At 33.8% G+C, this 13,680-nt stretch carries 13 protein-coding genes; 4 read left to right on the plus strand and 9 right to left on the minus strand.

Going from position 1 to position 13,680, the window contains the following annotated elements; all coding sequences use genetic code 11:
- Positions 1 to 24: 24 nt before the first annotated feature.
- Positions 25 to 630, minus strand: a complete 606-nt coding sequence (locus EKL98_RS01445; protein WP_126561354.1) for a DUF4254 domain-containing protein — start codon at positions 628 to 630, stop codon at positions 25 to 27.
- A gap of 86 nt (positions 631 to 716) precedes the next feature.
- Between EKL98_RS01445 and upp the strand changes: the two genes are divergently transcribed.
- Positions 717 to 1,370 (plus strand): uracil phosphoribosyltransferase, encoded by a 654-nt coding sequence (upp, locus tag EKL98_RS01450; protein ID WP_126561355.1) that lies wholly within the window; start codon positions 717 to 719, stop codon positions 1,368 to 1,370.
- Here the strand turns inward: upp and EKL98_RS01455 are convergent.
- On the minus strand, positions 1,365 to 2,294 hold the full coding sequence (locus EKL98_RS01455; RefSeq protein WP_126561356.1) for a DUF6427 family protein: 930 nt from the start codon (positions 2,292 to 2,294) through the stop codon (positions 1,365 to 1,367). The genes upp and EKL98_RS01455 overlap by 6 nt on opposite strands.
- Positions 2,295 to 2,437: 143 nt before the next feature.
- On the opposite strand from EKL98_RS01455, the gene EKL98_RS01460 reads away from it, so the two are divergent.
- On the plus strand, positions 2,438 to 2,668 hold the full coding sequence (locus tag EKL98_RS01460) for a DUF6341 family protein (RefSeq protein ID WP_126454980.1): 231 nt from the start codon (positions 2,438 to 2,440) through the stop codon (positions 2,666 to 2,668).
- Positions 2,669 to 2,695: 27 nt separating this feature from the next.
- Here EKL98_RS01460 and purD read toward each other — a convergent pair whose 3' ends face one another.
- Complete coding sequence (gene purD / locus EKL98_RS01465; protein WP_126561357.1) at positions 2,696 to 3,970, minus strand: phosphoribosylamine--glycine ligase; 1,275 nt, start codon at positions 3,968 to 3,970, stop codon at positions 2,696 to 2,698.
- A 132-nt stretch (positions 3,971 to 4,102) separates the two neighbouring features.
- On the opposite strand from purD, the gene EKL98_RS01470 reads away from it, so the two are divergent.
- Positions 4,103 to 5,413, plus strand: a complete 1,311-nt coding sequence (locus EKL98_RS01470) for a phenylacetate--CoA ligase family protein (RefSeq protein WP_126561358.1) — start codon at positions 4,103 to 4,105, stop codon at positions 5,411 to 5,413.
- Here the strand turns inward: EKL98_RS01470 and EKL98_RS01475 are convergent.
- The 3 genes from EKL98_RS01475 to EKL98_RS01485 all read right to left on the minus strand — a co-directional run bounded on the left by EKL98_RS01475 (position 5,397) and on the right by EKL98_RS01485 (position 8,638).
- Positions 5,397 to 6,179 (minus strand): glycosyltransferase family 2 protein, encoded by a 783-nt coding sequence (locus EKL98_RS01475; protein ID WP_126552861.1) that lies wholly within the window; start codon positions 6,177 to 6,179, stop codon positions 5,397 to 5,399. The genes EKL98_RS01470 and EKL98_RS01475 overlap by 17 nt on opposite strands.
- A 2-nt stretch (positions 6,180 to 6,181) precedes the next feature.
- A complete protein-coding gene (locus EKL98_RS01480; protein WP_126561359.1) occupies positions 6,182 to 7,534 on the minus strand; it encodes an exopolysaccharide biosynthesis polyprenyl glycosylphosphotransferase in 1,353 nt (450 codons plus the stop codon).
- Between the two features lie 120 nt (positions 7,535 to 7,654).
- Positions 7,655 to 8,638 (minus strand): UDP-glucuronic acid decarboxylase family protein, encoded by a 984-nt coding sequence (locus EKL98_RS01485; RefSeq protein WP_126457769.1) that lies wholly within the window; start codon positions 8,636 to 8,638, stop codon positions 7,655 to 7,657.
- Positions 8,639 to 8,928: 290 nt separating this feature from the next.
- Here EKL98_RS01485 and EKL98_RS01490 point away from each other — a divergent pair, with 290 nt between their 5' ends.
- Positions 8,929 to 10,035, plus strand: coding sequence for a glycosyltransferase (locus tag EKL98_RS01490; protein WP_126561360.1), 1,107 nt, complete (start codon positions 8,929 to 8,931; stop codon positions 10,033 to 10,035).
- On the opposite strand, the gene EKL98_RS01495 is transcribed toward EKL98_RS01490, so the two are convergent.
- Genes EKL98_RS01495 through EKL98_RS01505 form a run of 3 tightly spaced genes read right to left on the minus strand, consistent with a single transcriptional unit; the run spans position 9,971 to position 13,653 of the window.
- The gene (locus EKL98_RS01495) at positions 9,971 to 11,275 is read right to left on the minus strand and encodes an O-antigen ligase family protein (protein ID WP_126561361.1); all 1,305 of its coding nucleotides are present in this window, start codon (positions 11,273 to 11,275) and stop codon (positions 9,971 to 9,973) included. The two genes, EKL98_RS01490 and EKL98_RS01495, sit on opposite strands and share 65 nt — an antisense overlap.
- Positions 11,247 to 12,311: a hypothetical protein gene (locus tag EKL98_RS01500; protein ID WP_126561362.1), complete on the minus strand. Its 1,065-nt coding sequence runs from the start codon at positions 12,309 to 12,311 to the stop codon at positions 11,247 to 11,249. The genes EKL98_RS01495 and EKL98_RS01500 overlap by 29 nt, the downstream gene beginning before the upstream one ends.
- Before the next feature lie 31 nt (positions 12,312 to 12,342).
- The gene (locus EKL98_RS01505; protein ID WP_158616075.1) at positions 12,343 to 13,653 is read right to left on the minus strand and encodes an MATE family efflux transporter; all 1,311 of its coding nucleotides are present in this window, start codon (positions 13,651 to 13,653) and stop codon (positions 12,343 to 12,345) included.
- Between the last annotated feature and the right edge of the window lie 27 nt (positions 13,654 to 13,680).

The raw sequence follows: 13,680 nt of genomic DNA on the forward strand, positions 1-13,680 counted from the left end.
TTTTTTGACAAAAGAGGGTTTAAATTACTTCTTGTTTTGGTACAAAACAGGATTCAAATCATCATCGTTGTACATTTTCATTTGTTTGTACACTTTCATGAATTTATTGCCATTTTCAATGTCTGTTAATAAATCATCAATGGCAGTTGACAAATCTGTTCTTTGTTCCAATAAAATATTCAACTTAGCCTGACATTTATCTCTGTGCTCTTGTGAAGCTTCTGTACGAGTAGCTTCTTCATTCATGTGATAAATTTTTAAGGCTAAAATCGACAATCGATCAAAAGCCCAAGCCGGACTTTCGGAGTTGATTTTTGCTTGGTCTTTTACTTTTACAGCACTGTATTTTTGAAGAAAATAACTGTCAATATATTCCACCATATCGGTACGTTCCTGATTAGAAGCATCGATTCTTCTTTTTAAGGTCAAAGCGGCAACCGGATCAATATTTGGATCCCGAATAATATCCTCAAAATGCCATTGCACGGTGTCAATCCAGTTTTTGTGATACAACAAATGTTCAAATTTATCCTTTGGGAAAGGATTATTTATGGGCTGATCAACAGTATCAAATTGATGATAATCGTTGATACTTTGTTCGAATACGGAGTACGCTAATTTTGAAAACATATCTTTATATATTAAAAGACAAAGATACTTTTTATACTTTTATACCATATAAAAATAACTATAAGTTTAATTACAAAAATACGACCATGCAAATCCATTATTTATCAGAGGAAAACAGCGTCCTAAATCATTTTTTAGGGCAGATTAGAAATGTGAACGTTCACAATGACAGCATGCGCTTCCGAAGAAACATTGAACGTATTGGTGAAATAATGGCGTATGAATTGAGTAAAGAATTACAGTATAAAAGTGTAGAAATCAAAACACCATTAGGCCTTAAAAAAACCACTGAAATCAAGGATCAATTGGTTTTATGTTCCATTCTACGGGCCGGATTGCCATTACATTTGGGTTTTCTGAATTATTTTGACTATGCCGAAAATGGTTTCGTTTCTGCTTTTAGGCACCATCCAAACCATGATGATTCCTTTGATATACTTGTGCAATACGAGGCCATTTCTGACATCAACAACAAAAATTTAGTACTAGTAGATCCTATGCTTGCCACCGGTCAATCTATCGTTGCGGTTTACAATAAATTGATGGAGAGAGGCACACCTAAAGAGATTCACATTGCGGTCGTTATTGCTGCTCCTGAAGGCATCGCGCATCTGGAAGCACATTTGCCGGAAAATTGTCATCTTTGGGTCGGTACATTAGATGAAAAGCTAAATGAGCACAGTTATATTGTTCCCGGTTTAGGAGATGCAGGTGATTTAGCCTACGGTGAAAAGCTATAATTGCGTAAAAAAAGCAAACAAGCTGCAGGCAATAAGCACAAATAGTACCATTTCCTGTTTTAGTTTAAGTTGAGGCAGTTCAATGTGACTGGTTGCCATAATGGCCAAAGGAGCAAATGTAAACACTAATAAGTCGCTGCTTTTATTTGATGAAATCAGAAAAATAAGTACCCCAATAAAAAACGAAGCAACAATTTTTTTGAAAGAAGTGTGCACCAATTGTGGCCTGTTAGATAATGTGGCAAACATCGAAACCAGAAAAAATAGCGCGATTGTTGCATAAATAGACAAGGCGCCGTTTTGATAATTGGTAGTGAAATAATCAATTTTAAAATTAATTTTTACACTTTTCAAAACGTAATCAACCACATTCAGGTTGAAAACTGTTGCAAAAAGCAGAAACATAATTCCTGCAATAAAAAAAGCAATAAAAGGCAACATCCAGTTTCTATAATCTCTGGAAACATGAAAAATTATAGATATAAAAACCAATACGATAAAGATTATGCTCCAAAAATGAAATAAAGCAGCCAGAAAAATCCACAATGAGGCATCAAATATTTTTTCTTTAGAAGCTTTCAGGGACTGCAATGAAATCAATCGACGTAGGGCTAATAAAATGAAGAAATTCGAAATAATCAGATTTGTATTGTCGAATATAGTTGGGGAAAAAAGCAACAACAAAAAGTAAAAAAAAATCGTGTAGGTACTGTCTTTGCTCAATCCGTTTTTTTTGGCCACAAAATCGGTAATAAAAACAGAAGCCACTACAAAACAGAACAATCCTGCTTTATTTAGGATCGAAAAAAAGGAATTCACCCACGATAAATCTTGAAATTGGTATATAGAAAAGAAAACCAGCATCAAAATTACGACCAATGAAAAATTTAATGGTGTAGATTTTCTAAAAATACTTGTTATCATACGGATATTTTATACTTTTGTGTTCGTAAATATAATACTTGTTTAAAAAGCAAACCCTGCAAGTTCAAAAAGATTCTTCTAAATAAGAATTTTTACCCGTCAGAGTTCCCAAAAGACAACTACTAAAATTAATTTTATACATTATGAAAGCATTTTTCGAAGGAATACAATACTTATTTGTAAATATTTTATTTGCTCCTCTAGACTTTTTACGCTCACTAGAGCTTACCTCTTGGTTTGCTGCAAACACAATTAACTGGATTTTCATGATTATTTGTGCCTCAGCAATGGTATATTGGATCAAACAATTGAAAATTTTTGAAGAAGCAGGAACAGAAAAACAAGATACTACCGCTCACTCTTTCTTAAAATAAGAATTAAAAATGAGCGATAACTGGAAACTATTTTAAGTCGTTTCCAATATCTTTTCTAAAATACATCTTATCAAAATGTAGCTTGTCTATGTTTTGGTAGGATTTTTTTATGGCTTCTTCAAAATCATTTCCATACGAAGTTACGGTCAAAACCCTTCCTCCGTTAGAAACTACATTTCCGTTATCGAGTGTAGTTCCTGCGTGAAAAACAATCGAATCTTCAATGGTTTCTAATCCTGAAATTACTTTTCCTTTTTCGAATTCCTCCGGATATCCACCGGAAACAACCATAATGGTAGTAGCACTTCTTTCATCAATTTCCAGATTAATTTCGTCTAGTTTTTCATTGGCGACAGCCAAAAATAATTCTACTAAATCCGTTTTCAATCTCGGTATAACCACCTCAGTTTCGGGATCACCCATTCTCACATTATATTCTATTACGATTGGCTCATTTTTTACATTAATCAATCCAATAAAAACAAAGCCTTTATATGCAATTCCGTCTTTCTGGAAACCGTCAATTGTAGGTTTTACAATGCGTGTTTCTATTTTTTCCATCAAAACAGCATCAACATAAGGAACTGGAGAAACGGCTCCCATTCCGCCTGTATTTAAACCTGTATCACCATCACCTATGCGCTTATAATCTTTGGCAGTTGGCAGGATTTTATAGTTTTTTCCATCCGTAAGAACGAAACAGCTTAATTCTATACCGTCCAGAAATTCTTCGATAACGACTTTAGAACTGGCGGCACCAAATTTTTGATGCACGAGCATATTTCTTAATTCTTCTTTGGCTTCTGCCAAATCTTGAATAATCAACACCCCTTTTCCGGCAGCTAAACCATCTGCTTTCAAAACATACGGCGGTTGCAATGTTTCTAGGAATTTACATCCTTTTTCTACTGTTTCAGCAGTAAAACTATCGTAAGCAGCCGTTGGAATATTATGTTTTATTAGAAATTCTTTGGCAAATTCTTTACTTCCTTCGAGTTGTGCCCCCATTTTTGATGGACCGATAACCGGAATATGACTTAATGTAGCATCGTTTAGAAAGAAATCATAAATCCCTTTTACCAAAGGATCTTCTGGTCCTACCACAACCATTGCTACTTTTTCCTGAAGAACAAACGTTTTTATAGCTTCAAAATCAGTTGGGCTAATAGCCACATTAGTAGCTATTGAAGCTGTTCCAGCATTTCCTGGTGCTACAAAAAGTGTATCACAAAGCGGACTTTGAATCATTTTCCACGCAAAAGCATGTTCTCTTCCGCCCGAACCCAGTAGTAAAATTGTCATGTGTAGTTGTGTTTAGTTGTAGTGCAAAAATAATTGCTTTTGTACGTAAAAAATAATTAATTTTTAAAAAGTTGTTCGTTGTCTGTCATTAGTTGTTGGTAAATATTATTTTTGATGAATTATCACTTTAAAATGCTCCCACTTTTCGACTTATCGCTGCAGCTAAATAATTTTCCAATGAAGGAGGCTAAATCCGAATTGCGAAAAATTGTAGCTTTTTCTGAAAAAGAACATGACGTTTTTATTGAAAATAAAAAACAAGAAATTGTCCATTTTCATTTGCAAAATAATCCTTTTTATCGCGAATTAGTCGGTTCAAAAAATCATAAAATCTGGGAAAATTTACCTGTTTTAAACAAACAAAATTTACAAAAACCTTTACTGGAAAGGCTTTCTAAAAATCACTCTCTTAAAAACAGTTACGTCAATAAAACATCAGGTTCTAGCGGAACTCCATTTACTTTTGCCAAAGACAAATATTGCCATGCGTTGACTTGGGCTTCAAACATGTATCGTTTTGGCTGGTATGAAATTGATTTTAATACTTCCTATCAAGCGCGTTTTTATGGAATTCCGATGAACTTTATTGGTAACAAAAAAGAACGTTTCAAGGATTTTTTGAGCCATCGGTTTCGGTTCTCCATTTTTGATTTATCAGATGCTGTTTTAGAAGGATTTTTGAATCATTTTCGAACAAAAAAATTCGATTATATCAATGGGTATACAAGTTCCATTGTTTTGTTTGCTAAATTTTTACAAAAGAAAAACATCGTATTATCAGCAATTTGTCCGAGTTTGAAAGTGTGTATGGTAACTTCAGAAATGCTTTTTGAAGAAGACAAACTCCTATTGGAAAAACAATTTGGCATTCCTATTGTCAATGAATACGGTGCATCAGAACTTGATTTGATTGCTTTTCAGAATAAGGAAGGAGAATGGCAAGTGAATTCAGAAACGTTATTTGTGGAAATTTTGGATGAAAATAATCGAGATGTTCCAAATGGTACTTCAGGCCGAATCGTTATTACTTCCTTGTTCAACAAAGCGCATCCGTTTATTCGCTATGACATTGGCGATCTTGGAATTCTAGACGAAAAAAGCACATTACAGAAACCGATTCTCAAGCAATTAATAGGCCGGACCAATGATGTTGCCATTTTACCCAGCGGGAAAAAATCACCTGGACTTACCTTTTATTATGTTACAAAAAGCATCATCGAAGACGACGGAAACGTGAAAGAATTTCTGATAAAACAAACCAAAATAGATACTTTTGAAATTGAATATGTCAGTGAAACCGAATTAAATTTGGAACAAATTGAAAAAATTAAAAAGGCGATTGAACAATATCTCGAACCGAATTTGAATTTTATATTTATCCGAAAAAAAAGTTTAGAAAGAAGCAATCGAGGCAAATTGAAGCAATTTAAATCGATGCTTTAATGGTCTTGGAATACCGTGGTTTGAGAATTAACTGCGTAAATAAAAACCCAACCATGCAAAGTGTTGCGCTAATTAAATTCAAATGATGATGCGTTCTGTACACGGCAAAATTATGCTTTACTAACTCCATTTTAGAAGCCGAAATAGAATTTTCTCGGATGCGATAAAAAGCTAAACTTTCCGGAACGGGCTGTGCAGTTTTTATTTTTTTGAGTACTGTAAGCCATTGTATCCAATCCTGACGCTTTCGAATGGGGGAAACAGCGATTTTTCCAAAGTAATTAGCTTCATAGATTCCCGTTAGATTCCCTATATAATTACAAAAAAATAACTGTTGGTAGGAAAGATCCAATGGCGCTTCAATTCTTTTGTTTAACGGGTTTCCCCCTTCGTTTATGCAATCATAAAAAGAAAATGTGAAAGGAAGCTTATTCACTTTCATAAAATCAAGTTGTTTGTCTAGTTTTTCGGGTTTCCACAAATCATCTGCGTCTAAAAAAGCAATAAATTTCCCGCTAGCTTGGGCCAAAGCGGTACTTCTGGCAATTCCTGTTCCGGAGTTTTTTATAAGTTTAAAAAGGTGGATTCTGCTATCTTTTTTTGTGATTTCTTCAACTATAGATACCGTTTGATCCGTAGAGCAATCGTCTACAATAATCATTTCCCAGTTTTTATAGGTTTGATTTTGCACGGATTGAATGGTTTCAGTGATGAATTTTTCCGAATTAAAAGAAGGCGTAATTATGGATACAAGTGGTTTTTCCATTATTAATACGCTTTTTCATCACCTTTTATGGTGTTGTATATTGTGTTAAAAACAATCTTAATATCTAATAAAATAGACCAATTTTCTAAATAAAAAATATCAAATTTTACTCTGTTGATAATATCTTTATCTGTTTCGACTTCACCACGAAATCCTTTGGTTTGAGCAAGTCCGGTTATTCCTGGCTTTACAAAGTGGCGTACCATGAACTTATCCACCTTCAGCGCATACATTTCGGTATGACTTACCATGTGGGGTCTGGGACCTACAACGGACATATCGCCAAATAGTACATTTAAAAACTGTGGCAGCTCATCAATACTTGTTTTCCGTATAAACTGACCTACTGTAGTTACCCGAATATCATTTTTAGAAACCTGATTTATATCAGCTTCATCGTTTAATTCCATCGATCTGAATTTGTAGCAATTGAATTCTTTATAATTTAATCCGTTCCTTTTTTGGATAAAAAATAAAGGCCCTTTGGATTCCCATTTTATAAAAATTGCGAGAATTATGGTAAGCCAAGATAACAACCCTAGAATCACCACAACCGAAAATAAAATATCAAAAACCCGTTTGATCACCTTGTTCAAGCTATCGTCTAACAAGATATTTCTCAAGGAAATTACTGGAATGTAATTGTAATATTCAAAAGTAAAATTCCGGGAAAGAATCTGCTTTTTGTCCGGAATAAATTTTAATGTTTTTAGGTTATTGTCAGCAAAATATACAATTTCATTAATTTGACTTTGCGTCAAATCACTCATCGAACAATACATTTCATCTATTTTGTGTTCCAAAACAAAGGCAAAACTCTCCCTAAGCTTTCGCACTTTATCTTTTTTCAAGTCAAAAACTTTTTCTAATTTGTATCCATAATCTGGATTTTTAGTGAAAAACTGTTGTAATGGCTCCACACTTTTAGAATTTCCTAACAGTATTACAGTTCTAAAATTACCGCCAAAAAGCACTCTGTACCTTTTTAGAAAATAATAAATACACAGTTTAATGATTAGAATTAAGAACAGCGAAACTGAAGTGAAGAGAACGATTCTTTGAAAACTGGAGTTTTCAGAGTCAAAAAAAGCGAAGACGAGACAAAAAAGGGTAAATAAAACACCTTGTTTTAAAGCACAGTTTAATATAGATATCAATTTTGTGTATCTGTATACTTCATAAAACCCAAGATTGGCCGCTATAATAAACCAGCTGGCACTTATAAATAAGGAATAAAAAACCTTATTTACAGGAAAGTCAGTCAAGTATACTGAAAGCATATTGATAAAGATCAAGTCTATTACAAATGAAAAAGGGCGAATGTAACCTGAATACCTTCCCGTTTTGGTTTTCACAAATTTATCTGATTAGAAAAAGTGTAATACTCTTCTTTTACTACTATAATCCATAATTACTCTGATGCTGAATTTTCATACCTAAATTTAGGTTTTTTAAACTGTTTTAAAATCGTTAAATTAAAAGATATATTTTGAGAAATCTTTATGCTCCTCTTTAGAAAGTTCTTCTTTAGATAACGATTTGAAATAATCATAGGTGATTTTCATTCCTTCGGTGCGACCCACTTTAGCTTCCCATCCCAACAAGTTTTTAGCTTTTGTGATGTCTGGCTGACGCTGCAACGGATCGTTTATGGGTAAGGGATGATACACCACTTTTTGATTGGTTCCGGTTAGTTTTATGATTTCCTCGGCAAAATCTTTGATCGTAATTTCGTCCGGATTTCCAATGTTGACCGGATAAACATAATCCGAATGCAGCAATCTGTAGATTCCTTCGACTTGATCGTCTACATAACAAAACGAACGCGTTTGCATCCCGTCACCAAAAATGGTTAAATCTTCTCCGCGAATCGCCTGACCTATGAATGCTGGAATAACACGACCATCATTAAGTCTCATTCTTGGCCCATACGTATTAAAGATTCTAACGATTCTGGTTTCGACGCCATGAAACGTATGATATGCCATAGTGATTGATTCTTGAAAACGTTTTGCTTCGTCATAAACCCCTCTTGGTCCAATGGTATTCACATTACCATAATATTCTTCGGTTTGCGGATGAACCAATGGATCTCCGTACACTTCAGAAGTGGATGCGATAAGAATTCGTGCATTTTTTACTCTGGCCAATCCCAACAAATTGTGCGTTCCCAAAGAACCCACTTTCAGGGTTTGAATTGGAATTTTTAGATAATCTATAGGACTTGCCGGGGAGGCAAAATGAAGGATGTAGTCTAAATTTCCCGGTACATGGACAAACTTAGTGATGTCATGATGGTAAAATTCGAATTGTTCTAATTTAAAAAGATGCTCAATATTTTTTAAATCTCCCGTTATGAGATTGTCCATTCCAATAACAAAATAGCCTTCCTTGATAAAACGGTCACATAAATGTGATCCTAAAAATCCTGCGGCTCCGGTGATAAGTATTCTTTTCATAGTAATTATTTAAACGTAACAAATGTAATTGATTTGAAGAAAACTCACCCACAAACCGCATCTTTCTTTTTAAATTCGAAGCAAGAAATACAAGGCTTTCTAGGACATATCGTACCGTGATCTACTATATCTTTGCTTTTTAAAAGAAAAAACAAAGGATACCGCTCCTCCCGGGGCTAAGGAACAACAAATTGCTTTTTCGGATTTAATTTTACATCAATTCTATCTCCGTTTATTGTAAAAGTGCAAAAGAATACTTTATTTTTGTTTCCCACGCAAAAAACAAACATTTGAAAGTTGTACATATAATTGAAGCATTAGGCGGAGGCATTTATACCTATTTTGAAGATCTAACCCATCATTTCGAAAAAGAAATCATTCTTCAAAAAGTACAAACTTCCATCCTATACAGTGCCAATCGCAAAGAGATTGACCCAGAAAAAGTAACCCAATTATTTGCTACTATTCCAACTGTCAAAATTGAGATGAGGCGAGAAATAAACTTCATTTCAGACCTTAAAGCATTACAAAAATTAGTCTTTGAACTTCAAAAAATCAAACCTGATATAGTCCATTTACATTCTTCTAAAGCAGGCGTTTTAGGGAGAATCGCTTGCAGTTTTTTGAACCCAAAACCAAAAGTTTTTTATACACCGCACGGATATGCGTTTTTGCGTACCGATATTTCTACTATGGCCAAAAAAGGATATTGGTACATCGAGAAATTCTTTCAGAAAATTTTCGGAGGAATCACCATCGCTTGTGGTGACTCGGAGTTTGAAATGGCAAAGCAACTAGGAAAAGCCGAAATGATTAGAAATGGAATAGATATTTCTGCCATCGAAAACTATTCACAAGCCGTTGATAATACAAAACTAACCATAGGAATTGCAGGTCGGATTACTGCGGCTAGAAATCCAAGACAATTCAATGCCATTGCTTTGCAATTTCCAGAGTATCAATTTGTATGGATTGGCGATGGAGAAGAACGCGATGAAATTACAGCCCCAAACATCAAAATTACAGGTTGGTTTATAGAAAAGAAACAGGTGTACGAGCAAATCAATGCTTTAGATATCTATCTTCAAACCTCGCTTTGGGAAGGATTACCTATCGCGGTTCTTGAGGCTATGGCATTACAAAAACCAATAATTGCGACTAAAATAAATGGCAATAAAGATACCGTTGTTCACAAAGAGACTGGCTTTTTATACCAAGAATTATCGGAGTTACCGGTCTATTTCAAAATCCTTGAAGATTCAAAAGTTAGAGCTCAATTTGGCAACAAGGGCAAAACAAGATGTAAAGATTTATTTAATACAACAATTAATTTCACAGCACTTCAGAAGTTGTATGAACGTTACTTTTTTGCTGCAGCCAAAAACTTCCAAAAATAGAAAACCAAAAGCCGCTAAACGTAATTCCGTCGAAACGCAATAAAAAATCATCAGTCAAATTCGAAGTAAAAAAAAGAAAAAAGAAAGCAAAAATTAATGCGTTTTTTAAATCGATTCCCAGATAACCAATCGTTCCAATAAAAAGCAAAACCACTAGCGGCCCTAAAACACCAAACTTCAACAAAGAGTCTAAAAATTGATTGTGTGTAGGAAAAGCATATTTTGCTAAAAAATACTGATTCGTTTGTTTATAATAATTTACTAATTCTGGTTTTCCATCCGAAGCTCCAACGCCAAAAGGTAAATGTTGCAAAGATAATTCCCAAGCCGATTGCCAGATAGAAACTCTGGTTACGAGAGAATTAAAAACCTTTATTTCGGGATGATCAATTTCGTCAAGCTTCCCCACTTTGTCCATGTAAGCAAAAGTTACCGTGCTATATTTTTCTTTCATATACGAATTTTTTTGAATAAAGAGAAAAAGAACCCCACACACTACACCACCAATAACTACAGTATAAAGCAATACCTTTTTTAGGTCAAATTGTGCTGCAAAAAACGAAAACAATACCAATAAATACCCAACTAAAACATTGAATAAAGCCATTCGAGTATTAACTAAAAGCACAACAAAAAAAGAGATTACAAATATCAAAAAGGATATAAACACAAGTCCAATCTTCTTTTTCGATTGGCACCTTTGCATTAACAAATACAAGGCTGAAATACTCACAAAAACCAAGTGCATATTGAGAGCTGGAGCATGAATTCCGATAGAATTTGCAAAAACATAGCCCATTTCCCATAGGTGAATTCCATGCCAATACTTAGTGATATGCTCCGGAAAAACAAATACAAAACGCAACACAAAAGCAATCATTACTAATGTGGTACTATTTACATAAAATTGTAACAATTTTTGAAATGAAATTCGTTTGTAATTTCCCAAAATAATTAGTGGAAATAACACTAAAGAGACTGTCTTTTCTAAAGATTTAATACCTTGCGCAAAAGAATCATTATTCCAAAATAGCAATAATTCTAACAAAAAAGGCGACGCGATTGTAATGGCTAAAATCAATGCCTTTCTAGATAACTTTATTTTCTTGAAATAGAACATATTAAAAATAGCGAAAGCAAAAATTAACCAAGTACAAGGCTTCCTGAAAATTAGCGTACAAGCTATCGCCACCAAAAAAAAAGAGAAAACTTTATTGAACTGCTTTTCGGAAATGGTCATAATAAAGAGCATAATAAATTAATGGGAAAACACCCATTTTGTGACGAATCGCTGATCCTAAATCAGGTTCAAAAACCCCTTGAATGATAAAAAAAGAAAATATAAAAAGAAGCATCCATAACTCGTAAACATATTTTTTTTTATCTTTTATGCAACGTGCCAATCGAACCAATAAAATATAAAACAGAAATAATTGCCAAATTACGAATAACAAAATTTGTGGAGAAAAAATATGCTTCAACCCATTAAGGGGTACATTTACAGTAAAAAAACCATACAAAATCCCTATGATTTCACCATACCAAGTGTCTGTTTTTACAGGTGAAACAATGCTTGAATTAGCATCAACAGATCCTAATCGGGCGCTATTTATAAGCTCTCTGCTTTGCTCTGAAAAAAATTCTCCTTGTACAAAGCCATAACTCAATGACAAAAAAATTACAATTACAATTCCGTAAAAAAGAGTTGCAAAAGTACGATTCGGAATCTTGACACAAGTAACCCAATACATTCCCATGGCTACGATAGGCAGTAGCGCAAAATAAGGCCTGTAGATAACTCCAAAAAACACAAAAAGAGACAAGGCTATAAATAAGGTAGTCTGAAAAGTAAAATGCTTATTTTGAAATAAGAAAACGATCACGGAGAGGTACAAAAAAGTAATAAACTCCTTGGAAGGCATTGCCATAAAAATCGCAATCATGATGAAAGCAAAATACACCAAAATATTCTTAATTGTAACTTTCTCAAACGTACTTGGAATTCCTATTTTATACAAAATACCCATTAAAATGGAAAACTGAATCAATGCAATTATTGAAAAAGGCAAATAACGCAAACCTGTAATTTTATAAAACAAAATAGTCAATGGGTAACTTCCAAAATAACCAATTTCGTTACCATTATCATAAGCAATTATAGCAGCATCATAAAAAAAACGTTTCGGTAAAATAAAACTCGCAGCAAAGGCCACAAATAGATTGAGTCCCACAAGGAGTAAAAAAGCTACTTTATTTTTTTTTATGAGTAAAGACATTTAGTTCTGATTGAAAATAGAAGTGACAAACTTAACTCAAAAACAACTTAATCCCGTCTTTGTAATACACAAAAAGAGCTGTTCCAAAATTCCAAAAAATTGCACTCGCCGAAAAAGCGATTGCCCCTCCTAACATTCCATAGGAAGGAATTAACCAGTAATTGAGAATAAAATTAAGACCAAGAGCGCCCAAAACAATACGTTGAAAAATTCGTTGCCGCCCAGTCATGTTTAAATAAACAGGAGCCGACCCAAAAAAGGCACAAAAACCTTGTCCCAAAACCAATACTACTAATGCCTCTTTCGCCGCTAAATAATTGGGGCCAAAAAAATTCAAAACAAACTCCGGAAAAATAAGCAATCCAATAACTGCGGGCAGCGTAATCGCTACAATTAATCGGGAACTATTTTGAACTATTTGCTGTACTTTTTCAATTTCTTTATTCGAAAAACTTGCTGCAATAGATGCCGAAACGGTAATGTTTATTGTTAAAATAATAACAGACAACAACGTCATTAACTTGACCGCCACCGAATAAAAAGCAACTGCTGCGTCACCTTGGTATTTTTTTAAAAACAAGATGTCAAAACTCATCATCAAAAAAATAGCCATTCCGCTTACGGCTATGGGAAAAGATTGAGTGATAATCTCTCGAGCTGAGAAACAATCCGTAGTGCAAATAGCTGTTTTTTTTGTAAAAAAATAAAAAGTTAGTACTGTAGTAACAATTCCCAAAAAAACAAAACTCAACAATAGAGCATCCACTAAATACAATTCTAATTGCCATTGAACTAATAAAACAGCCAGAACAATAATAGGCAAGTATTTAAAAACATTTCGAAATAATTCAGCTACTACTATTTCCTCTAATGCTCTAAAAACCTCAACGTTTAAAATAGCAAGTCCATAAAAAAACATAACTGCGGAGGCTTTGAATAGAAGGAAATAAGTTGCATTATCAGCAAAAAATTGTGTAATAACAGAAGCATCTAATAGTACAAAAAAAAGAAATAAAAGTAAGGATGCTAAAAACAGCATCAAAACCATTTTTAAATATACTTTCTTCAAATGGCCTAAAGAATAATTAGGATACAAACGCCCTTTAAAATACAATATGGATTGGTCAAATCCTAGCAAACAAATACTACCGATTGCGAAAAGAAACGTACGCACAAAATCATATTGCCCAACTAGTTTAGGATCATATTTTTGAGTTAAAAACAAAGTAAAACCAAATAAAAGAACCACACCAAAAACCCGAATCAATAAGGTTAGTAAACTTTGCCGAACTACAGGATTTTGGACTGTTGTAAGTAAGTAGTATCGAATTGTTTTTAACACAATGGCTCTGTTTTGCAAAAGAAAAAT

Source organism: Flavobacterium bomense, from assembly GCF_003970355.1.